At 45.1% G+C, this 21,888-nt stretch carries 21 protein-coding genes and 2 pseudogenes; 17 read left to right on the top strand and 6 right to left on the bottom strand.

The genetic code is table 11. The features are described 5' to 3' along the window. The 4 genes and pseudogenes from LCF57_RS24495 to LCF57_RS24510 form a co-directional block, all read left to right on the top strand. A partial coding sequence (locus LCF57_RS24495) for a condensation domain-containing protein (RefSeq protein WP_226002993.1) occupies positions 1-2,167 on the top strand: 2,167 nt, incomplete at its 5' end. Between the two features lie 581 nt (positions 2,168-2,748). Further along, positions 2,749-3,587 (top strand): annotated as a pseudogene (locus LCF57_RS24500) (IS4 family transposase). Positions 3,588-4,356: 769 nt separating this feature from the next. Next, positions 4,357-5,280 carry a hypothetical protein gene (locus tag LCF57_RS24505; protein ID WP_226002994.1) on the top strand — a complete coding sequence of 308 codons (924 nt, stop codon included), beginning with the start codon at positions 4,357-4,359 and terminating at the stop codon, positions 5,278-5,280. A 429-nt stretch (positions 5,281-5,709) separates the two neighbouring features. Further along, positions 5,710-6,243 carry a hypothetical protein gene (locus LCF57_RS24510; protein WP_226002995.1) on the top strand — a complete coding sequence of 178 codons (534 nt, stop codon included), beginning with the start codon at positions 5,710-5,712 and terminating at the stop codon, positions 6,241-6,243. 602 nt (positions 6,244-6,845) lie between these two features. Here LCF57_RS24510 and LCF57_RS24515 read toward each other — a convergent pair. The 3 genes from LCF57_RS24515 to LCF57_RS24525 all read right to left on the bottom strand — a co-directional run bounded on the left by LCF57_RS24515 (position 6,846) and on the right by LCF57_RS24525 (position 8,910). Next, positions 6,846-7,340: an arsinothricin resistance N-acetyltransferase ArsN1 family A gene (locus LCF57_RS24515; RefSeq protein WP_226002996.1), complete on the bottom strand. Its 495-nt coding sequence runs from the start codon at positions 7,338-7,340 to the stop codon at positions 6,846-6,848. A 21-nt stretch (positions 7,341-7,361) separates the two neighbouring features. Next, on the bottom strand, positions 7,362-8,153 hold the full coding sequence (locus tag LCF57_RS24520) for an arsenite methyltransferase (RefSeq protein WP_226003084.1): 792 nt from the start codon (positions 8,151-8,153) through the stop codon (positions 7,362-7,364). A gap of 307 nt (positions 8,154-8,460) precedes the next feature. Further along, positions 8,461-8,910: a MarR family winged helix-turn-helix transcriptional regulator gene (locus LCF57_RS24525; RefSeq protein ID WP_226002997.1), complete on the bottom strand. Its 450-nt coding sequence runs from the start codon at positions 8,908-8,910 to the stop codon at positions 8,461-8,463. Positions 8,911-9,041: 131 nt separating this feature from the next. Here LCF57_RS24525 and LCF57_RS24530 point away from each other — a divergent pair, with 131 nt between their 5' ends. The 10 genes from LCF57_RS24530 (at position 9,042) to LCF57_RS24575 (ending at position 18,082) form a co-directional block, all read left to right on the top strand. After that, the gene (locus LCF57_RS24530) at positions 9,042-9,392 is read left to right on the top strand and encodes an ArsR/SmtB family transcription factor (RefSeq protein WP_226002998.1); all 351 of its coding nucleotides are present in this window, start codon (positions 9,042-9,044) and stop codon (positions 9,390-9,392) included. A gap of 81 nt (positions 9,393-9,473) precedes the next feature. Beyond that, positions 9,474-10,763 carry an arsenic transporter gene (locus LCF57_RS24535; protein WP_226002999.1) on the top strand — a complete coding sequence of 430 codons (1,290 nt, stop codon included), beginning with the start codon at positions 9,474-9,476 and terminating at the stop codon, positions 10,761-10,763. Between the two features lie 25 nt (positions 10,764-10,788). Further along, complete coding sequence (gene arsC / locus LCF57_RS24540) at positions 10,789-11,208, top strand: arsenate reductase (thioredoxin) (RefSeq protein WP_226003000.1); 420 nt, start codon at positions 10,789-10,791, stop codon at positions 11,206-11,208. A 37-nt stretch (positions 11,209-11,245) separates the two neighbouring features. After that, the gene (locus LCF57_RS24545; RefSeq protein ID WP_226003001.1) at positions 11,246-11,677 is read left to right on the top strand and encodes a dual specificity protein phosphatase family protein; all 432 of its coding nucleotides are present in this window, start codon (positions 11,246-11,248) and stop codon (positions 11,675-11,677) included. A gap of 323 nt (positions 11,678-12,000) precedes the next feature. Next, a complete protein-coding gene (locus tag LCF57_RS24550) occupies positions 12,001-12,636 on the top strand; it encodes a glycosyltransferase (RefSeq protein ID WP_226003002.1) in 636 nt (211 codons plus the stop codon). Positions 12,637-13,097: 461 nt separating this feature from the next. Next, on the top strand, positions 13,098-13,616 hold the full coding sequence (locus tag LCF57_RS24555; RefSeq protein WP_226003003.1) for a sigma-70 family RNA polymerase sigma factor: 519 nt from the start codon (positions 13,098-13,100) through the stop codon (positions 13,614-13,616). A gap of 28 nt (positions 13,617-13,644) precedes the next feature. Then, the gene (locus LCF57_RS24560) at positions 13,645-14,751 is read left to right on the top strand and encodes a hypothetical protein (protein WP_226003004.1); all 1,107 of its coding nucleotides are present in this window, start codon (positions 13,645-13,647) and stop codon (positions 14,749-14,751) included. Beyond that, positions 14,748-15,731 (top strand): ABC transporter ATP-binding protein, encoded by a 984-nt coding sequence (locus tag LCF57_RS24565; RefSeq protein ID WP_226003005.1) that lies wholly within the window; start codon positions 14,748-14,750, stop codon positions 15,729-15,731. Before LCF57_RS24560 ends, LCF57_RS24565 begins: the two co-directional genes overlap by 4 nt. Further along, positions 15,728-16,609 carry an ABC transporter permease subunit gene (locus tag LCF57_RS24570; RefSeq protein ID WP_226003006.1) on the top strand — a complete coding sequence of 294 codons (882 nt, stop codon included), beginning with the start codon at positions 15,728-15,730 and terminating at the stop codon, positions 16,607-16,609. The genes LCF57_RS24565 and LCF57_RS24570 overlap by 4 nt, the downstream gene beginning before the upstream one ends. Positions 16,610-16,879: 270 nt before the next feature. Continuing rightward, positions 16,880-18,082, top strand: a complete 1,203-nt coding sequence (locus LCF57_RS24575; RefSeq protein ID WP_226003007.1) for a macrolide family glycosyltransferase — start codon at positions 16,880-16,882, stop codon at positions 18,080-18,082. A gap of 37 nt (positions 18,083-18,119) precedes the next feature. On the opposite strand, the gene LCF57_RS24580 is transcribed toward LCF57_RS24575, so the two are convergent. Next, positions 18,120-18,434, bottom strand: coding sequence for a hypothetical protein (locus LCF57_RS24580; protein WP_226003091.1), 315 nt, complete (start codon positions 18,432-18,434; stop codon positions 18,120-18,122). A gap of 190 nt (positions 18,435-18,624) precedes the next feature. Between LCF57_RS24580 and clpP the strand changes: the two genes are divergently transcribed. The 3 genes from clpP to LCF57_RS24595 all read left to right on the top strand — a co-directional run bounded on the left by clpP (position 18,625) and on the right by LCF57_RS24595 (position 20,254). Beyond that, positions 18,625-19,209, top strand: a complete 585-nt coding sequence (gene clpP / locus LCF57_RS24585) for an ATP-dependent Clp endopeptidase proteolytic subunit ClpP (protein WP_226003008.1) — start codon at positions 18,625-18,627, stop codon at positions 19,207-19,209. 57 nt (positions 19,210-19,266) lie between these two features. Next, the gene (locus tag LCF57_RS24590) at positions 19,267-19,473 is read left to right on the top strand and encodes a hypothetical protein (protein ID WP_226003009.1); all 207 of its coding nucleotides are present in this window, start codon (positions 19,267-19,269) and stop codon (positions 19,471-19,473) included. A 115-nt stretch (positions 19,474-19,588) separates the two neighbouring features. Next, the gene (locus LCF57_RS24595; protein ID WP_226003010.1) at positions 19,589-20,254 is read left to right on the top strand and encodes an MBL fold metallo-hydrolase; all 666 of its coding nucleotides are present in this window, start codon (positions 19,589-19,591) and stop codon (positions 20,252-20,254) included. 112 nt (positions 20,255-20,366) lie between these two features. Here the strand turns inward: LCF57_RS24595 and LCF57_RS24600 are convergent, their stop codons facing one another. Both LCF57_RS24600 and LCF57_RS24605 read right to left on the bottom strand, forming a co-directional pair. Then, a complete protein-coding gene (locus LCF57_RS24600; RefSeq protein ID WP_226003011.1) occupies positions 20,367-21,008 on the bottom strand; it encodes a DUF2306 domain-containing protein in 642 nt (213 codons plus the stop codon). Between the two features lie 51 nt (positions 21,009-21,059). After that, a pseudogene (locus LCF57_RS24605) lies at positions 21,060-21,835 on the bottom strand (DJ-1/PfpI family protein). Positions 21,836-21,888 lie beyond the last annotated feature (53 nt).

Genomic DNA, 21,888 nt, shown 5'->3' on the forward strand with positions numbered 1-21,888 from the left:
GCCGATCGGCAAAGCGTGGCTGAATGCGAAATTCTACATCGTGGACGCGCATCTGAACCCGGTGCCGGTCGGGGTGCTGGGCGAGCTGGTTATCGGCGGAGTCGGGGTAGCGCGCGGGTACTTGAACCGTCCGGAGCTGACAGAAGAGAAGTTCGTAGACAGCCCGTTCGCCGCGGGCGAGCGGCTGTACCGCACGGGAGACTTGGCGCGGTGGATGGAGGACGGGAACGTGGACTTCATCGGCCGGATCGACAACCAGGCGAAAATCCGGGGCTACCGGATCGAGACGGGCGAGATCGAGTCGCAGCTGCTGCGGGTGGAAGGCGTGCGCGAAGCGGTGGTGCTGGTTCGAAGTGACGCGAACGGGCAGAAAGCGCTGTGCGCGTACTACACAACGGATGGCGAACTGACGGCGGCAGACCTGAAACGGGCGATCTCCAGCGAGCTGCCGGGTTACATGATCCCGTCGTACTTCGTCGAGCTGGAGCGCCTGCCTCTGACGCCGAACGGGAAAATCGACCGGAAGGCGCTGCCGGCGCCGGAAGGGGGAGCAAGCGCAGGCCGCGAATACGTGGCGCCGCGCACCGAACTGGAGGCGAAACTGGTCGCCATCTGGCAGGACGTGCTCGGGCCGGTCACGATTGGCGTGACGGACAACTTCTTCGACCTCGGCGGGCACTCCCTGCGGGCGACGACGCTGGTCAGCAAGGTGCACAAGGAGCTGAGCGTGGACCTGCCGCTGCGCGATGTGTTCCGGCACTCGACCATCGAAGCGATGGCCGAAGCGATCAGCCAATTGGAGCGGCAGGAACACCTTTCCATTCCGGTTCTGGATAAGAGGGATTACTATCCGCTTTCCTCCGTGCAAAAACGGCTGTACATCCAGCAGCAGATGGAAGGCGCCGAGCTTAGCTACAACATGTCCGGCATGACGGTTCTCGTCGGGCGCTTGGAACGGAATCAATTCGAGGCGGCGCTCAAAGGATTGATAGCTCGTCACGAAATTTTGCGAACCGGCTTCGAAATGGTCGACGGCGAACCGGTACAACGGATTTATCCGGACTTGAAGTTTGCCGTCGAGTATACGAAAGCGACGGAAAGTGAAACGAAGAGCATCGTAGACGGCTTTGTACGCGTCTTTGATTTGGAGCGGCCGCCGCTGCTGCGTGTGGGCTTAGTCGAATGGGAAGCGGAACGGCATCTGCTCATGCTGGACATTCATCATATCGTCACGGATGGCATGTCGATGGGCATCTTCGTCGAAGAGCTGCTGCGCCTGTATAACGGCGAGACTCTGGAACCGCTTCGGATTCAATACAAGGAATTCGCCGCTTGGCAGCAGTCCGAACCTGTAAAAGAGCGGCTGAAACGTCAGGAAGCCTACTGGCTGGACGTGCTGGAAGGCGAACTGCCGACGCTTGAACTGCCTACGGACTTTGTCAGACCTGCCGCTCGCAGCTTTGAGGGAGATGTGCTGCCTTTCAGCATCGACAAGCAGATGACCGACAGCTTGCAGCGCATCGCCGATGAGAACGGTGCCACCCTTTATATGGTGTTATTGGCGGCCTATTCAATCCTGCTCAGCAAGTACTCGGGACAAGAAGACTTCATTGTAGGCACGCCGGTTTCGGGCCGCACACATGCCGACCTGGAGCCGCTCATCGGAATGTTTGTCAACACTTTGGCGATTCGCCATTATCCGTCCGGGGAGAAGACGTTCCTCGCTTACTTGAACGAAGTCAAAGAAACGATGCTGGGGGCCTACGACCACCAGGATTATCCGTTCGAGGAGCTTGTGAAAAAGCTGCAGGCGCCGCGAGATCAAAGCCGCAATCCTGTATTCGATGTCATGTTTGTTCTGGAAACCAAGGAAGATAACGTTCAAAGCTTCGGGGATATCAAGATCGAATCTTATCCGGAAACTCATACGGTTTCCCAATTTGATCTTACCTTGGTCATTTCGTTGCTGGATGAGGGAATGAACGGGCAGTTTGAATATGCCACCAAGTTGTTTACGCGCAATCTGATCGACAATTTCGCTCAGGACCTGCTCGTGATCATCACCCAAATTTGCGAACAGCCTTCGGTGCTGTTGAAGGATATTTCCCTGAACGGGCAATCCGAACAGGAGCAAGATGTGCTAGAGGCCATTGATATTATTTTCTAATCCCTTACCCGGCTTGGGTGTATGCCGTATTTCTCTCGGTACGCATCCTGCCGGGTGTTTTTTTCCAAATGAAAGGGAAAAATCCACCACAGGAATCTGACGTCAAGTGCCGCTGAGTAACTATTTCAATTTATTGGAAAATCGACAAAACACAACAGAAATCGTAGTTTACCTTTGGTATACTAAGAATCAAACCATTTAAACAGAGATAATTCCACCATAAAATCCGAATACCCGAAAAACGAAAAGAAGTAATTGCCGATCGTTGCAGACGAGTTTAATCTTTTGACTATGACACCAGAAGAACAACAAAAGGCACACGAAGACTACAGGAAGAAATACAGATATCTAAAACGTGCGCCGCGGCTACTCGTTTACTACTACCTCATAGGGGAAAAGTTCCGAAATACAATGGCCGAAATAGGCCGCAGGAAGGGCTGAGAGAGATAGCCGACGACGTTCTGAGTAAGGAATTTCAACAGGAATGCTAGGCTTGGAAATCGATCTCACCGGCACAATTATGCCGCAAGCATAATCAGGTGGATCAGGACCTGCTCCAGCAGGTTTTCGAGCGGCTGGCTATGCAGATTTTGTTTAGGCATGGCTGTTCGATAGCAGACCGCAAAGCACTCCGGATTATCGACTCTACCACCGTTGCTCTTTGCTTGCGGAGGTACAAGTGGGCCGACTTTCGCAAGACCAAGGCTGGTATAAAGCTTCACCTCCGCCTTGCTTTTGCAGATGCTCATGAGGTCCTGCCAGAGAAGGCAACCATTACGACAGCCAAGAAAAATGACCGGACACAGATGGATGACCTTATCGAAGATGCCGGAATCACCTATGTGTTGACCGTGGTTACGTGGACTACAAAGCATTCGATCGTTATTGCTCGAACGGGATATACTTCGTGACTCGCTTGAAGGAGAACGCGGTGATCGAACCGCTCCAATCGCTTGAAATTCCAGAGGACAGCAAGGTCACCATGGATGAATGGGGGCTGGTAGGTTCCACGCAAAAGCGGATGAAGCACAAGCTTCGCATGATGGAAACAACCGATTCACAGGGCAATTTTCTCATTCTGCTCACCAACCGTTTCGATCTGTCTTGCGATGAAATCAGTGAGATGTACCGCAGCCGCTGGGCCATTGAGACCTTCTTCAAATGGATGAAGCAGCACCTGAAGATTAAGCATTTCTATGGAACAAGCAAACAGGCCGTGCACAACCAGGTTTGGCTGACACTCATCGCTTTTTGCCTGCTTATGCTGGCCAAACTGGACGCGAACGTAGAGCACTCCCTCCTGCAAATCCAGCGGTGGCTGAAGGCTCTGATTTGGAAGCCCTATGCACAGTGGATCGGGCGTATGAAGCGAAAACCGAGCCGCAAGTCGGCAGGACGAAAGCGGTTAGAACCCACGTAACTGAGCCGGCCCGAAGGGCGTTGTCTGACGCAAAAGCTAAGTAAATATACATAAATTTTCAAATGGACAGGGCTACCTTTAGTGGCTGCTCGACCTTTTGGTTCTCATGGTAGATGCTAATTATCTGAATTGTCTGTCAATGTTTTATGCAACGCTAGTGAGAATATCTAAGGCATTGGAATAACTACTGGATAAAACTACCACCCAAATCTGCTTGGTAGTTTTTTTTTTGTAAAAGGGGTCGAATAAGCTGAATTGAGATTTTTAAGACTCTCTTTATATCCTGCATTTCCTGCATAAATCCCATTTAGATTTATCATAAAATGATGCTGTTTTTTCAAGGCTTATCCATCGAGATATTTTTTGTGCCAGTTTTTTTGTTTTCAGATCATTATCTCACTCACGGTTAATTGAACGAACAATAGGCTCACCTCACACTCTGCGGCTCCCGTGACACTAGATACCTTGGAAGCCTTAGAACAACAAATAAAAAGTAATAAAGCACGATAATGGAATTTATAAAGTTAGAACGATTACAGACGAAGAGGATATAATACCTGTACCTGCAATTGGTAAACTGGTTTATAACATTGAAGAGGAAGAATCAACAATTAGAAAAGAAGACGTTAACGGAACTGAACTCGATTACGAAGAATATGATGAAGGGGGTGATTACTTTGTTCCATTACCTACTAATATTAAACCAATAATAGATAGTTTGAATTCACTAGATGACAGAAGAGTTCAAACTGTTATAAATTCTTTAGCCTTGGCAACAAAAGAGAATTTTGAAAATTGGCTTCAGAACTTAAAAATGAGTGAGTTTGAATATTTAATTACACCTTCAAATAGTTATCCTTATAAAAGGTATATAATCAGGAAAATTATTGCTAATTGTTGCGTATCACATCTTTCGTTACTTATAAATACACTTGTCTCAAATATCTCGAACGAGAGCCAATTGTCAGTTTATTATGACAATTTAATTGAGAGAGTAAAAAAATTTAAGGAAGATCAGAAGGAAGAGTTTATCGGTTTAATGGTGGATATAATTGATTCACTTAAGGACTATGTTCACAAGGGTCAACTTAATGGGAAAAAGACTTTAGCGAAACCAAACTTAGATAAATTGAGCTACCTTTTAACTATTTGCGGAAAATCAATCTATAAATCTGCTGAATTAGAGTACAAAGATGTCCAAACCGAAGTATGTTTAGTTCCAGGGTATCAAGAGATAAAAAGGAAACGTGAAGCTCTTGGAGAAGACTTTTGGTATTATGCCGAAACGTTTTTTTCAGTATTAGAATCAGGAGGCTGGAATAGTAATCTACCTTCCATAAGTTCACTATTTAAAGAATTAAGTAAAATCAAGTTATCATTCGAACAAAAAAAGAGAATTAATAAACTAGCTAGAGATATAATGGCTTCATTGAAAGAAGTGAATAATGAATTAGTAAGAGATTTGATAGAAGAATTTAATAAAATAAAAATGGATAATAACCTAACTTTAGTTCAAAAAGAGCATCTGAAGACAGCACTTCTTGAACTCTCACGAACTACAGGGCGGTTAGTTCAAATATATGGACAATGGACTAAAGATGGACAGATTATTAGAGATAATTCTTTGAAAAAGAAAATTGATCATTTAAGCACGTTATATGCGACATTCAGTATATTGAGGAAATGGTTATGAAAATTATATTATCGTAATAGTACAAGTTTCCAACTTTCTTTTTATGGTAATTTGTGGTGGTTTCAGACTTTTTATTTTTCGTGTTTATCACGTGCTCTGGCAAACGCAGTAAAATCAACAAAATTGGTTCACGACTTTTTTATCACCTGACAATTTGTTGATCAAACACAATAAAGATGAGTTCTGAACAATAAAGTTGAGTTCTAAAAATTCAAGCTTATTTATTGTTGTACGGATGTACTAAAGTTATGGAGTTTATAAAAAGTAGTAAAATAGCATATTGAAATCAATTAAGTGATTATTTGTAAATAAAAACCCGATGAGTAAGTTTCATCGGGTTTTTATTTAAGTTAGGAATAGTCTTGTATAATAATTAAAAATGGGTAAGCGAAACGAATTTATATTTGAATGAGGACGGGAGAGAGAAAGTTGGACGGAGCTATATTGGAACTTGCTAAAACAGATGTACGTGAAGCGATGAGAAAAGAACTACAAATGAACCAATTGTTTGTCGAAAATAGCGTCGTTTACCGCAACACACCACGACTGTTTAAAATTCAAGTATTTACGGCTATGGCACGTAACGAAGTTCTTCGCCATTTTCTCAATCTGGAAACCTCCCTGCAGACTCCGAACAGTTTAAAACCCGACCTCCCAATGAGCGAAGCATATCATCATTTGATGTACAAAATAGGTGCTACCCGATATGCACAACATGTGAAAGTAGAAGCGGAGCATCAATTGTTTCTGGATTACACGCACGCTGATTATAAAAGGAAGAGACATTTCCTCGATGAAGTATTACCGGAGCAACCGAAATTATCAAAGATATGGGGAGCATTTTTAAATGGGTTAGGTGTCGTCTTTAGCATAGTTTACGATTATCGGGGGATTCCACTTCTAGTCGGATTTGGACTAAAGGGGGGCATTCTTTATCAGGAAATGAGCCTACTTTTGAGGTAAATGAAAGTACAAATATAGGTAACCCAGATGAAAAGTCAGTTTCTGATACGTCACAAGTAATCGATGATTCGAATCAAACTGGCTTTGGAAATGAAGGAGACAGCGGGCATGATTCTCCGAGTTCTGTTAACGAATTTCAAAAGATCAATAACGATGGTAGTAAGAAGATTACATCTTCAGATGTGGTATGCAATGAGAAAGAGTTGACAGCTTCTTCCGAGAAAAGCATGGTTATAGAAGAAAATACTAATTTTTTTACTTTAGGATCTCCAAAGGAAAAGGTGATCGATGTTATGGGTACTTCGACGTCGATCATCGGAAACTCATGGGGCTATGGGGAATCAAATGTGGTATTAGACACTAATTACCATGTCATTGGTTGGAATATATCAACCATAATTTGAAAGTATCTATTGGCTCAAAGAAGAAGGGGGCAACTCCATTTACGATAGGTTCTTCCAGGCAGCAAGTGATTCATGCTATGGGTACCCCTACATCCGTGATTAGGGATTCGTGGGGATATGGTTTTTTTGACGGTTCAATTCGATTTAAATGGTAAAGTTACGGGTTGGTCAAAGGACAGATCCTGCTATCCATATGGTTTAGATCAATTTTTCCATAATCATTACGTCTACATATTGGCCATCCATAACCCCTTGTTTTTCAAAAATGCCGACTTTACGGTAACCCATTTTTCGATAAAGTCCTTGGCCATTTTCATTAAAGTGGAAGGTAAACAGGACAATTTTATAAAAATTGTTTTCTCGAGCCTCTTTCTCTAACTCCGAGTGAAGTGCGCTGCCAACGCCTTTACTGCAGAAGGTTCGATCTACGTAAATCGATAGGTCTGCTACACCATCATAAGCACAACGATGAGAATAACGATTCAAAGAAGCCCAACCAACCACGACCCCATCCGATTCTGCGACCAAAACGGTGTAGCGGTTTTGATGCTCCCTAAACCAGTCAACTATATAGTCGAAGTTCTTGGCCTCCATTTCCAGTGTAGCTATCCGATCTTCAATCCCTTGATTGTAAATGTCTAGAATACGATTCAGATCTTCTGAGGTTGCTGTCCTAACGTTTAATATTGGCATGCTGATCCCCCTACGAGTACATTAGGCTTTCTTGGCCTTAATGACCGCAGAAACAATGTAATTATCCACGTTTGCACCAGGTACCCAATCTTTGATGAATGATTTGGACTCATCTTTAGGCTCGATGCTAATACTCGTACGTCCACTTTGCAGAAGCATGGATTTCATTTCTTCCAATGAAGAGGCGCCGGAAATACAGCCGGAATACAGCTCGTTCAGATCATTTTTTATTTCAGAAGGAAGCTCTGCAGTGGTAATGATATCGGAAATTGCTAGTCTGCCGCCCGATTTCAGAACACGAAAGGCTTCGTTGAAGACCTGCTGTTTATTCGGTGAAAGGTTGATCACGCAGTTGGAGATAATCACATCTACTGTGCCATCTGCTACCGGTAGATGCTCGATTTCACCTAGACGAAAATTAGTGTTCGTGAAATTCCCTTTAACCGCGTTACTGCGGGCGTGGCTGATCATATCTGGGGTCATATCGACTCCGATGACCTTGCCGTTGTTCCCTACTTGGCGAGAAGCTAAAAAGCAGTCGAATCCGCCGCCGCTGCCCAGATCGAGAACAACTTCTCCTGTTTTTAATTCTGCAATAGCTTGCGGGTTACCACAGCCAAGTCCAAGATTTGCTCCTTGGGGAACAGCTGTTAACTCCTCTGTGGAATATCCCATTTGCAATGAGAGGATATCCATATCGGATGGAGTTCCACAGCAGCTGACTGCTGCGGGGGGATTGACTTCCTTAACAGCAATCTGTTGGTAATGGTTCCGTACATTTTGGCGTATTTCATCATTCGTAAGTTTATTTATATCAAAACACTCCTTTAATTTGGATTGAATAGGTGGAACAGAGTTTGAACAGCTCTTATATTTAAGTTAGCAGCAAGTCGCGCAGCAGATGGAGGTTCGCACTGGCTTTGGAAGAAAAAAGTCAAATGACAACCGGCTTTTTTTACGATTTGAATGTGACCATTTCCATACGGATTGAGATCGGCGCTGCTTTTCCAATTCGCGAACTTTCATCAGGTATTCCGCAACATAAATGTTTTCGTACATTTTTAAAAACCTCCATTTGTATGGACTTAAATTTGTAAATTGCAAATATTATAGGAGAGTATTATCCTGTTACCGGAAAACAACATTTGCTGGACTTTGCCATGGCATCGTTAAAGAGTTTCACAGACCGAATCACCGTTTCTCTTTCGAAATCAGTCAAATACGAAAAAACTTCGTTTAAGTATTCATTCATTTGTGCATCAATAGTGGTTGCTACATATTTACCTTCCACGGTGAGGGACAGGGTATAGACTCTACGATCGCTAGGGTCCGGTGTTTTCTCAACCAGATTCATCTTGGTCAAGCTCTGAACCTGTCTGCTGAACGTTGTGATATCTGTTCCAAGGGTTTCAGCAATTTGCTGCATGGAAGGTTTATGCTGGCGATCAATCTCATAAAGAATATGGCTTTGAACCGGTGAAATGTCGTGTCCACCCACGGTACAACAGTTTTTGTTTAATAAGCCTAAATAACGGGTCATGTTTTGAAATAACTCTCGTGTATTTTCCATGTATATTTCACCTCATGCCTTAGTTATACATTATAAACTTGCAAATTACAAGTAATATTCTTGCTTGATTTTAGAGCAGGGTTGAATTAGCATATAAGCATATAGTTATATAGTGGAGAGGGGGTTACACATTGGAGCAACTTGGTTATGTAGCCGATCATTTAAAGCTACTGGGGGATAAAACCCGGTTGGCCATGCTTTCCCTACTAAGAGAAAGAGAATGGTGTGTTTGCGAATTCGTGGATATCTTCGATATGTCGCAGCCTGCCATTAGCCAACATTTGAGGAAATTGAATTCGCAAGGGATCGTAAAAAAAGAAAGACGAAGTCAGTGGGTATACTATTCCTTAAACGTAGATGACAAGCCTCATATTCAAGCTGTGCTAGAATGTATGCCGGATTTAAAGCATATTTTAAAATGGCTGAATAAAGAGGGACCTATAGCATCTTGTGGGCCGGATTCCCCCGCTTGTTCCTCCTAAGTTATTCAGTTTATCTCCTAGCGGGGACAAATGTTTTTTTTATATAAGTATATGTTTATAAGGTAATGGAGGTTTTGAACATTGGTTTTGTTGGCATGCATTATATTTTTAATCACTTTAGTGTTGGTGATCTGGCAGCCTAAAAACCTGTCTATTGGCTGGTCAGCCTGCGGAGGAGCCATACTTGCTCTACTGGTGGGTGTCGTCGATTTGCATGATGTTTGGGAAGTTACTCGGATTGTCTGGAATGCGACTTTGGCTTTTGTATCCATCATCCTGATTTCGTTGGTGCTCGATAAAATCGGCTTCTTCGAATGGGCGGCGCTTCACATGGCACGAGCTGCGCGGGGAAGCGGAACCCGGATGTTTGTGTATGTGACTATTCTTGGCGCCGTTGTCTCTGCCTTTTTTGCGAATGATGGTGCGGCCTTAATTCTGACACCTATTGTACTTGCGATGGTTCGGGCACTGAAATTGGATGAGAAAATGGTATTCCCTTTCATCATAGCGAGTGGATTTATTGCGGACACGACGTCACTTCCGCTTGTGGTAAGCAACCTGGTGAATATTGTATCAGCCGATTTTTTTGGCATCACCTTTATGGAATATGCGAGTCGTATGATCGTCCCTAATTTATTTTCCTTAGCGGCTAGTATCGTGGTACTGTATCTCTTTTTCCGCAAAAGGATTCCCAAAACGTTTGATGCCGCACAATTAATAGCACCTGCAGAAGCGATTAAAGATCCAAAAATGTTCCGCATGTCCTGGATCGTTCTCGCGGTGCTGTTGCTTGGCTACTTTGCAAGCGAGTTTTTTAGTATTCCTGTCTCGGTCGTAGCCGGTATCATTGCCGTCTTTTTCTTGCTGCTGGCTAGAAAAAGTCCTGCGGTACCGTTGAAAGAAGTCATCACGGGTGCTCCATGGGCTATCGTATTTTTCTCTATCGGCATGTATGTAGTGGTATATGGTCTGCGTAATGCCGGTTTGACGGATCTGCTGGCTCATGTGATTCAAGCGGCTGCCGATCAAGGTATGTTTGTAGCTACTATGGGGATGGGTTTTATCGCGGCGGTTATCTCGTCGTTGATGAATAACATGCCTACGGTCATGATTGATGCGCTTGCCATTAATGCCACTCATGCAACCGGTATGGTCAAAGAGGCGCTGATTTATGCTAATGTGATTGGATCGGATTTGGGACCGAAAATAACCCCGATTGGTTCATTGGCCACATTGTTGTGGCTCCATGTGCTTAGCTCTAAAGGTGTGAAAATTTCTTGGGGAACTTATTTTAAGACAGGCATTGTTTTAACAATTCCTACACTTTTCATTACCCTATTGGGCTTATATCTGTGGTTAGTCATTTCATAATTGAACATTAAAGGAGACGTTTCTCATGGAGAAAAAGACAATTTACTTTTTGTGTACCGGTAATTCTTGTCGGAGTCAAATGGCAGAAGGATGGGCTAAAAAATATCTAGGAAGCAATTGGAACGTATATAGTGCAGGTATTGAAGCGCACGGCCTTAACCCTAAAGCGGTGCAAGCGATGAGTGAAGTAGGTATCGATATTTCTGGTCAAACTTCGGATATTATTGATCCTGTCTTGCTGAACAATGCCGATTTGGTTGTGACGTTGTGCGGGGATGCTGCAGATAAATGTCCCATTACACCTTCACAAGTTCGTCGTGAACATTGGGGATTTGATGATCCGGCCAAAGCTGAAGGATCGGAAGAAGAGAAATGGGGCGTCTTCCAGCAGGTTCGTGACCAGGTGGGTGAACGCATTAAACAATTTGCAGCAACCGGAGAATAGCAGTTACTGCTATGAACTCGATAGAGGGAGGATGATTATGGCGAATTATCACACGCTTGTTGAGAACAAAGTATATATTGGCGGAGAGAGTGCATTGTTCCAAGCTCTTCGAGAGCAAGAGATCACAGATGTTTTTGATCTGCGAGATAACGGCACAGAGGCAGAAGGATTTCCGGCAAAGGTAACGCGTCACCATTATCCGATTATGGAACATGAGACTGGGCAGGAGACTTCTGTGCAAGCTGCTATTCAGGCTGTTAAAGAAGCGGTAAACAGTGGGAAGACGGTGTATTTCCATTGCGCCGGTGGGCGCAATCGAACAGGAACAGTAGCAACTGGAGTATTACTTGAGTTAGGTTTGGCCACCACATTGGAAGAAGCAGAAGCCTTGGCCAAAGAAAAACGGCCGGATATCCACATCAAGCAAGAAATGCGTGATGTATTGAAGGGATTTTATCTTTTCCAGTAATTAAATCGATACAGCAAAGGAGCTACTTCCAATGGGAGATAGCCCTTATTTTTTTAAAAAGTTCATCCAAAGGAAGTACTAACTCAGTAGGCATTAGATTTGATGTCTACGAAAAAAATAAAAACTGCTCTAACTTGTACCGAAAGGACAGTGGCAGACTTGAAAATAAAGTATTAGACTGAGAAAATGTGCTCTATGCATGGCTTCGCAGAATGGCGGAACTCCATAAATAATCCTCTGTATAAAATCGGATATTTCAACCATATTAAGACGGTATTTTATTCCAAACGTACAGAGGAGCAGATGAATGTGAAAAAAATTGGTTGAAGGCGTTGCTGTTAACCTTGGCGCTCGTTTTTAGCGTGACGCCGGCAGTATCAGTGCAAGCGAAGGTAGGCGAGGAGAAGGATACTGCTTGCCTAAGTCCCAAAATGGTACAGCTGAAAGGCGATATACAGAAGGTATGGATCGACCATACGATATGGACGAGAAGCTATATTGTCAGCGCCTTGTCTAATCGTCAAGATCAGAAGGACGTATTGGACCGGCTTTTACGGAATCAGCAGGACATAGACAATGTGATCAAGCCTTATTATGGGCAAGTTGCCGGAAATAAGCTGGCTGATCTTCTGAGAGAGCATATTCTGATCGCAGGGAAAATTGTAGTGGCTGCCAAAGCGGGAAATCAGGCGGATGTGAAAAAGTTAGAGGCGGTTTGGCATAGAAACGCCGACGATATCGCCAAATTTTTAAGCGCAGCGAATTCGAACTGGCAGTTTAAAGCGCTGCAAGATATGCTGTATACGCACCTTCAGTTGATTAAGGAAGTAGTCCTTGACTGTATCAAAGGAGATTGGAAAGCGGATATTGCAGCAACCGACAAAAACGAGATACATATGATTCATTTAGCGGACATCTTGACAAAAGGCATTGTCAAACAGTTTCCTGGAAAATTTTAAGCGAATGCTATAGACGATTCAAAGCAGATTAGCTTTTTATAATCACCCGAAAGGGTGGCTATGGAAAGCTTTTTTTACCGGTTTAATAAATTGTTGATCGTTAATTATTAATAATTGAGTTTTCATAAAGAAACAGAATGGACCAGCATTCCTTTTATTCATATTTTCCGCCAGAACACAAAAGTACGCCATTGTTTTGGCATAGTAGACCCGCTCCTGATTATGAAGTTTTCATTCTACTAGCCCTTAATTTTTCTGTCCAATTAGGTGTAGCCGATCCAGTGTGGTAACTTCCATTTTACACAAACCCATACATGGGTTTTTGCTTTTTTAGCTGTCGCACTTCATATTACAATCTGTCTTATAATAAAAAATTCGAAGAAAATCTCCCGAACATGATACAAAAAAGGAAGAAGGTTCGTCTTCCTAATAGCTGCAGCTTAAAAGGAGGCAATTATAAAATGAGTATTCCGGAATCCTCAGCATTCCGCAACATATTTTATGAGCATTATCCAACTGTACGTAGAAAACTGGCCGCGCTGGTACGTGATGAAGCCGCAGCCGACGATCTGTCGCAGGAAGTATTTCTGAGGTTGTACAGGAATCCGCCGGATAACCCGGCAACCCTGGGAGCATGGCTGCACCGGGTACTGACAAGAATCGGATACGATTATTTAGAGAAGAAAGCAAGAGAGAGAAAGCTGCAGAACAAGCAGGAGATGATGTATGAAGGGGAAGCCGCTCCTGAATCCGGCGAAGAGGCGCTAATGCGTCAGTTGGATCATGAAGAGGTTCAGGCTTGGCTGGACAGGCTGCCCGAACGAGACCGCCAGGCGCTGCTTCTGCGCTACTCCGGCTACAGCTATGCGGAGATCGCGGAAGAGCTTAATGTCAGGCCGCCGCTAATCGGCAGTCTGCTGCAAAGAGCGACACGCAAGCTGCAGGTCACAGCCAGCAAGGCTATGGCACGGCAGGACTAACCTAACATTCGGAAAGGGTTGAAACGATATGACTACCAAACCGCAGCATTCAGAAGCGGAAAAAAGTACACACGAAGCCTGGGAGAGGCTGCAACAGAAACTGGCCACGGAGCCGGTAAACGCCAAATGGGAGACCTGGGGCGTAATTAACAAAGAGGACGGTCTGAAGCCTGATGATACCCTTACGCCGTCAGCGGACTCAGCCGCAATTCAGGATTCGGCATCCAGTTTGAAAGTTAAGGCTCCGGCTCCGGTTGCTTCTTTCCGACGGCAGGCAGGCAAAGGACGGAAGTGGGCCGCAGCGGCAGCGGCAGCCGTTATCTTCGGCGCCGTACTTGCAACCCCTGTGGGAAATAACGCGCTGGCGGCGATTTTAAATCAATTCCGGGTACAGGATATCGCTACAGTTGACGAAAGCACGCTCGAAAATATGTTTAATCAGCTGGCCCCAGGAAAATCGGCCGACATGGAAAACACCTTTGGCCAGTTTACATCGGAAAGCGGAAACGTACAGGGGGAATTTACGCGTGAGCAGGCCGTCTCCAAGCTCGGATATCAGCTTCTTCCAGTAAATGTGGCCGGAACGAAGGAAAGTGTGTACGTTACTCCTTCGCAAAAAATTACAATGAAGCTGAATGTGGACGAGCTCAATAAAGCTATGCAGCGTGTAGGGGCAACGAAGCTGCTGCCGGAGTCGATGGACGGCAAAGAAATAGCATTTAGTACTCATGAAAGCGTAAATTACGATTTGGGTACCGATCAGGACCATTGGGCAACTCTGACACAGATGCAGGCTCCTGAAATTACGGTTGATCCGTCCGTTGATACAGGGGAAGCGGTGGATGCCGTTCTTCAGCTCCCGATTCTGCCTTCCAATCTGAAAGAACAGGTAAAGCGCAGCAGCATTCTGGCGGGTTCCATTCCTATGCCGTATGTGGTTAATGAAGGTGCTGAAACTTCTAAGATTACCGTTGGAGGAACCAAGATTTTGGTTACAAAGGTGAAGTACAGTTCAATGACGAATCGTACCGCTATCTGGATCAAAGACGGACAGTTCTTCTCCTTTGAAGGCGGGAGCGCCTATGAGTCGGAGGCTGATTTCATGAACAAGCTTAAGGAGCTGGTTGAGGCATGAGTAAGCCGGCAATCGACGCTAAAGAATTAACCAAGGAATACAGCAACGGGCGCGGCTGCCGCAACGTGACCATCACCGTAGGGAAAGGGGAAGCCATTGGCTTCCTCGGCCCCAATGGAGCCGGGAAAAGCACGTTTGTGAAAATGCTGGTCGGACTTATCCATCCGACGGCCGGAGAAGCGACCCTGATGGGTGCACCCATCGGTACGCTCGAAGCGAAACGGCAAATCGGGTATCTCCCCGAGCTGTACCGGTATCAGGAATGGCTTACCGGTGATGAGGTCGTCCGGTTGCATGGGCGATTATGCGGTTTGGACAAGCAGGTGATTAACAAGAGAGCTCCTGAGCTATTGCACATGGTAGGTGTGGGTCAGCGGGGGAAGGACCGTGTTAAGCATTATTCCAAAGGCATGCAGCAGCGGCTTGGACTGGCTTGCGCGCTGGTGAATGATCCGGCCGTGATTTTTCTTGATGAGCCTTCTTCCGCCATGGATCCGGTTGGACGAATGCATGTGCGGAGTATACTTGAGGAACTGAAGCAACAGGGGAAAACGATTTTCTTAAACTCCCATCTGCTTGAGGATGTGGAAGTATTATGTGACAGAATGGCACTCTTGAATAACGGACAGGTTCTCCGCCATGGGCGGGTAGCCGAAGTGCTTCAGAAGCGAGTCTGCTGGCGTTTTAAAGTCGGCGGATTTTCGCCTTTTTTGCTGTCTTGGCTTATGGATACGACAGGGCTCAGCTTTTGGGTAATAACAGATGGAAAAGCCGAAGGCGGATTTACAGGAGAGAGGGGCGCAGATGATACCGTCTGGCTTGAAGCGGAGCTGGAGAGCGAAGAACAGGCAGGCTGGATCAATATGCTGCTGATCGGACAGGGGATGACGTTATATGAAGTCACCAAAGTTCAAGAACGGCTTGAAGAGTGGTTCATGGAGGCTGTTGCAGGGCTAAATCATAGGGGGGAACAGGAATGAGGATTATTTGGACCATGACCTGGAAGGAGCTGCTGCGCAAACGGGTCCTCCTGCTGACACTTTTATTAACCGTTGTATTCCTGCTGGGTTTTTGGTTTATTGCCGGCGCCATCGGAGAAGATTCTGCCTCCAGGGTGATCACAGGCGGTACGGATAATGGAAATATGATCCAGGAATTTACGCTCGGGCTGTTTATTTTGATGCTCGGTTTTTTATTCGCAAGTTTTGTACTTGCCTTTTTAGCGATTTTCAGCTCATTTTCCGCGATTGCGGGCGAGGCGGAGCAGGGGGTCATGCAGGCGATGCTGCCGCGGCCGATTCCGAGGTGGAAATGGTATACGGGCCGCTGGCTCGGCTATGTTTCGCTTGGTGTAATCTATGCCTTGATATTGTACAGCCTGATTTTGTGGATCACCGATGTCCATGCTTCGATCCCGCGTGATCCGGTAGTACTGGTACAAGCTTTTTTGCTCTTTGCTTCAGTCGTTCCCTTGCTTGTGACCGTGTCCATGTTCGGGTCCGGATACTTGTCCTCGGTTGCGAACGGTGTCGTCATGACGATGCTTTATGGGGCTGGTTGGCTCGGTGGCATGGTTGGCAAAATCATTGGCTCTGTGGGTCTGGAGCCAGGTCCTATGCAGACCCTGAACAATATAACGGGTGTCCTGTCCCTGATCATGCCTGCCGATGGGCTACAGCGTAAAATGCAGGCAGTGCTGTTCAGCTTCGAGGATATTAATGGACTCATCCCGGTAAGCACGAGTGGACCGTTTGGTATCGGTGAGATTCCTTCAACAGCCTTTTTGGTGTACGCGGCATTTTACACGGCTGTGCTCTTTGGGCTCGGGCTGTTCCGCTTCGCTCGCAAGGATTTATAGGTTCTGCTTTGAAGCTTCCGGCTTCAGCAGCCATGCAAACTGTTCTGTATTGCCAAAGCATGTATGGAGGGAGGGTGATGGTGGCTATATCCTGCAGACGCTTGAACTTGTTTTCCCCATGGCTGTAGTCACACATCTTAAAGTTTTGGGAATTTTAAGTATTGTATTATGATAAACTTGATTCCATTATTTGATTCGAGCGATGGTATGGGACAGTGTCCCTTACTATTTACACATTTTAGAGAACAGTATACCTAAGGAGTGGCAGAAATGGCGCGTGTTTTATTTATTAATGGTGGATCAGAGGGACATATCAATCCAACCATTGGAGTTGTGCAAGAGCTTATTTCGCGTGGAGAAGAGGTAGTGTACTTTTCTATAGAAGCTTTTCGGGAGCGTATTGAGAAGACAGGAGTGTCAGTACGAACATTTGATGATCAAAAATTTATAAAAGCCTTTATCTCAGGTGGAAGAGATTATTTACTCGAAAGAATCAACGGTCTTTTACTTACGGCAGATATAGTCATACCAAGCGTTCTTGAACAGATCAAAGGAGAGCATTTTGATTACATCATCCATGATTCCATGTTTGGTTGTGGACGTTTACTTGCTCAAATTCTTAAGCTTCCTGCAATCAACTCTTGTACTTCTTTTGCGCAGACAAAAGGTTCATTCGATAAAATGTTGGAACAATTTTCTATAAAAGTCCCTGCAGAAATAGTTAAACCTATAAACGATAAATTTCAAAGCCTAACGGTAATGGTGAAGGAAAAATATGGTGTGGAGATCCATTCTCCTTACGAAGTGTTTTGTAATCCTGCACCCCTTACAATTGTTTATACAACAAGGGAGTTTCAACCTCATGGTGAAGCATTCGACCCAACTTATAAATTTGTAGGTCCATCCATTTCTTCACGATTAACTCAAGAAAACTTCGACTTTACTGCAATCAAGGGGAAAAACCCAATTTACATTTCACTGGGTACCGTCTTTAACCAAGCAATTGATTTCTATAAGCTTTGTTTTGAGGCATTTGGGAACACTGATCATACTATTGTTATGTCTATCGGGAATAAAACCCAAATTTCTGCTTTAGGAGAAATTCCCAAAAACTTCATCGTGAAAAATTATGTTCCACAAACCGATGTACTGCAATACACTAAATTATTTATTACACATGGTGGAATGAACAGTACCAATGAAGGTCTCTATTACGGGGTTCCGCTAATTGTAATCCCACAAAGCGCGGATCAGCCGATCATTGCGGGGCAGGTCGCCAATATCGGAGCAGGCATTAAATTACAAATGCAAAGCTTGACTGCAAATCAACTACGTGAAGCTGTAGATCATGTGTTAGGCCTCTCCTCTTTCAAGGAAGCTGCTGCAAATATTGGGGAATCCTTTCGAAAATCAGGTGGGTATCATCAAGCTGTTGATGAGATTTTCGAATTTAAAAGTCAATATCATATCTAATGGAAGTCATTACTCAGTCATTACTTTGATCTAAGGACTACACTACATTATTAGACTGAGAATCGTTTGTCACTATTTCCGCTAGTAAAAACGGGCTCCCATTAAACTGGCCTTCTTGGTATCCTGTCATACTTGTCGGGTGTACGTCATGATGCACCGTCAGTCTAAGACTTATGAATTCTGTATTCTTTTTAAAATTCACTTCCAAACCGGCTTTTTCAACTTCAATGGCTTCATAAATATAGGCTTTCAAGATGGTTTCCATTGCAACTATTTCTTGAACGTTGGTGAAACGAATCTGGCGTCCCGCCTGTACATTCTCCGTTTGTTTGATTATTCTTCCGCATCCCAATTTTGATTAGGCCTTCTCCTCCACGGTCTTATTCTGTCCTTTGCTACCTCCAATGTAAACGAACAAGTGGTTGTAAAAGTTACACCATTTACGTAAATCGTTTTTCCATTGAAGCCTCCGTATCTTTTTACGGTCTTAGTTCGTTTACAAGGAGAAATCAACTGAAAACAGGAAAGTGGGGGGTTAAAAAATGAGTGTTTATGTTCCTTATGTTGTCGAGCAAACTGCTCAAGGTGAAAGATCGTACGATATCTATTCCAGACTATTAAAGGATCGTATTGTGTTTGTAGGGGCAGCCATCGACGATCAATTGGCTAACAGTATTATTGCTCAATTATTGTTTCTGGCGGCGGAAGATCCGGAAAAAGGAATTTACATGTACATCAACAGCCCGGGCGGCTCTACTTCCGCAGGATTTGCCATTTATGATACGATGCAGTACATCAAACCCGATGTGCACACGATATGTACGGGATTTGCTGCTTCGTTTGGCGCGATCCTTTTGCTGGCGGGGGCCAAAGGGAAACGTTCGGCGCTGCCGAACAGTGAGATTATGATCCATCAGCCGCACGGCGGCGCACAAGGGCAGGCCAGCGATATTGCGATCAGCGCAAAACGAATTTTATGGACTCGTGAAAAGGCAACCCGTATCACAGCTGAACGGACCGGGAAATCTTTGGAAAAAGTCGAAAAAGATATGGATCGGGATTTTTACATGTCCGCTCAGGAGGCACTGGAATATGGTGTTATTGATCAAGTGATAACTTCTTTGTAGAGTATGCCAAAATCTAATGATCCGGCAAGAAACTTCAAGAAAATACGAGGTGATATCGTGTTAGCAAGCTTACAAGGCAAGGAAGTAACTATTCATTTTATAGATGGGACAAATGCATGCGAAGGGGTATTGGATCAGGTTGACGACCAGTTCGTTAAATACCTTACGCAATATCAGACGCTTGTTATTCCTATTACGTCCATTCGCACCGTATCCATAGACATTAAAGAAAGGCAACCCTACAGAGTTGGATTCACCCCATGATCCTATTATAGTATTACAGGCACTCGCCGATCCCACAAGTCACGCGATCCTTTCGTGATTTGTGGGATCGGCGAGCCGCATGGGTGGCAATTTCATTTTACGGAGGCCTGATATTATGGAAATTTCAAAGGGAGTAGAAATGCTTCAGCTAGATTTTCATGGGAATATGATTCACCCCATTCTTTTGTGGGATCGAGAAATGGCTGTTTTAATAGACACAGGATTCCCAGGGCAAATTGAAGATTTACGCGTGGCCATGGAAAAGGTAGGCGTGTCGTTCGACAAACTAAAAGTTGTGATTTTGACGCATCAGGATGTGGATCATATAGGCAGTCTTCCTGAGATTTTGCAGGAGTGTGGTAATCATATTAAAGTTTATGCACACGAACTGGATAAGCCGTATATTCAGGGGGAGATACCGCTTTTAAAAGACGGGCACCTTGAGAATCCCCCGAAAGGCAGAGTGGACGATACCTTGATTGACGGTCAGGAACTGCCGTTTTGCGGCAGGATTCTCATCATCCATACTCCTGGGCATACTCCCGGTCATATCAGCCTTTATTTAAGGCAAAGCAAGACTCTCATTGCTGGGGATTCGATGTACAGTGTAAACGGGATTCTCGGGGGAATTCATGTCCCGACCACACCGGATATGAATGCAGCTCGTCTCTCATTGAAAAAGTATTTAGACCTCGACATTGCATCCGTGGTTTGTTATCACGGGGGATTAAGTAATGTAAATGTTAATGATCAGATATTAGGACTTAGCCAAGGATTATAAATTTAAAGTTTCAGCAGATTATCTTTTGGTGAAATGTTGTTGTCGCTCCCTCCGCTCACAAAGCAAGGACCATCTTCAACGACTCTTGCAAGCGAAATAAAATCCGTTCGACTTAAGCGATTTTTTCTCCGGATTGACCGATGGTTCTGATGATGATTTCAGGAATGGCCAGCAGCAGCACAATGGAGCCATAAACGCCAATGGTATAGCTGGCTGCGTACACAAGACCGAATCCCTGATGAAGAAGAGAAGTGATGAGATGAATCATCATGTTCGTAAAACAAAAGGCGTAACTGCGGATCATCCAGTTCCGGTGCCGGACCATCCGTTTCTTTTTGATTTGTACGAGCGCCATAATGGTTATAAACGGCCATATCATATTTATCACATTGAACCCTATACTGCTGATCCTTCCTCCGGTGGCGTAAGGCGCCATGTAGCCGGAAGTCAGCACGACAACAAGTATGGACACGACATAAACGTAGCCGTTAATGCGATGGAACCTGCGGCTTTTTTCAAAGATTCGATTAGAAAAGTTGAGCAGCCCCGACGCCATGGCAATACATGCAAATGCAACATGAATGTACATCACGTTCAACCAGACCGGGAGATTAAGCTCGCGCTTCAGTCCGGTTTTACGGCTCAAAAATCCCGCCGCTCCGGGATCAATCACATAATTTTTCATCAACGCATAAAAAATAAATAGAATGCTGATACAGGCCAAAAGTCTGAATAGTGTTCTTCGTTTTTTCATGTCATCCAATACCCCCGCGGCTCCATATTTATTACCCATACATAATTCCAGTCAGGAAACTCGTTTTCCTGTTAATTTGGATGCGGGCAGTATACCGGCTTTGGCGATTCCGGTCATGTCATCCCCGTTGGCTGCAACTTCGAATTTCAGATTTAAGCACATGGGTTTCGTGATGCGAAGCGACCCTTAAGCGCCATTCCTGTTTCTCTCCAAACCGTCCCTCTCCGTTCAAATTCGAATAACTGTTCTACCGCATGTGCGATACGCGGTCCAAGCTCACGTTCCACCAGATACAACGCTACATCAAGTCCCGATGTGACGCCGCCGCCGGAAATCAGGTTGCCGTCGTCCACGACACGTGCCGGGACGGGAATGGCCCCGGTTGCTCCAAGCAAATCCATGCCCAGATGATTCGTTACCGCCGGTCTGCCTTCCAAGAGCCCTCCCATGGCCAGCAGCAAAGAGCCGCCGCATACCGTGGCGACGACGATGTCTTTCTGCCCGAGTGCCTGCTCAATCATACCGGTTAATTCTGTTTTCAAGGCTCGACCCAGAATAGCCGGGATGGAGTCAGGGCCATCTTCTTCGACGTCACCGGACGCGCCAGGCACGAGAATGATGCCCGCATGTTCCGAATTCAGGCTGCTGCTTGCTTCAATTTTTAACCCGTTGATGCCGCTAGTCACAGACCTCGCTCCTTCGGCGGTGACGAATTCCACGCTTAGCGCGTTGTCAGTATGCATCGCCGCGGCGCAAAAAACCTCGTAAGGCGCAATGGCATCCAGAAGGTCGAAGCCGTCAAAAAGTACGATTTGAACCGTTAACATCCATAAATCCCCCTTTATCCGTTTCCGTGCAGGACGAGTCATTACCCGCGGGA

It is taken from the genome of Paenibacillus sp. BJ-4 (assembly GCF_020404765.1).
In the GTDB taxonomy this organism is placed as follows: domain Bacteria; phylum Bacillota; class Bacilli; order Paenibacillales; family Paenibacillaceae; genus Paenibacillus.

What these genes read in the sequence shown, in the direction of transcription:
- LCF57_RS24515 (WP_226002996.1), bottom strand. Translation starts at nt 7,340, where the DNA reads ATGCCAATATTAAACGTTAGGACAGCAACCTCAGAAGATCTGAATCGT.
- LCF57_RS24525 (WP_226002997.1), bottom strand. Translation starts at nt 8,910, where the DNA reads ATGGAAAATACACGAGAGTTATTTCAAAACATGACCCGTTATTTAGGC.
- arsC (WP_226003000.1), top strand. Translation starts at nt 10,789, where the DNA reads ATGGAGAAAAAGACAATTTACTTTTTGTGTACCGGTAATTCTTGTCGG.
- LCF57_RS24545 (WP_226003001.1), top strand. Translation starts at nt 11,246, where the DNA reads ATGGCGAATTATCACACGCTTGTTGAGAACAAAGTATATATTGGCGGA.
- LCF57_RS24555 (WP_226003003.1), top strand. Translation starts at nt 13,098, where the DNA reads ATGAGTATTCCGGAATCCTCAGCATTCCGCAACATATTTTATGAGCAT.
- LCF57_RS24560 (WP_226003004.1), top strand. Translation starts at nt 13,645, where the DNA reads ATGACTACCAAACCGCAGCATTCAGAAGCGGAAAAAAGTACACACGAA.
- LCF57_RS24565 (WP_226003005.1), top strand. Translation starts at nt 14,748, where the DNA reads ATGAGTAAGCCGGCAATCGACGCTAAAGAATTAACCAAGGAATACAGC.
- LCF57_RS24570 (WP_226003006.1), top strand. Translation starts at nt 15,728, where the DNA reads ATGAGGATTATTTGGACCATGACCTGGAAGGAGCTGCTGCGCAAACGG.
- LCF57_RS24575 (WP_226003007.1), top strand. Translation starts at nt 16,880, where the DNA reads ATGGCGCGTGTTTTATTTATTAATGGTGGATCAGAGGGACATATCAAT.
- clpP (WP_226003008.1), top strand. Translation starts at nt 18,625, where the DNA reads ATGAGTGTTTATGTTCCTTATGTTGTCGAGCAAACTGCTCAAGGTGAA.
- LCF57_RS24595 (WP_226003010.1), top strand. Translation starts at nt 19,589, where the DNA reads ATGGAAATTTCAAAGGGAGTAGAAATGCTTCAGCTAGATTTTCATGGG.
- LCF57_RS24600 (WP_226003011.1), bottom strand. Translation starts at nt 21,008, where the DNA reads ATGAAAAAACGAAGAACACTATTCAGACTTTTGGCCTGTATCAGCATT.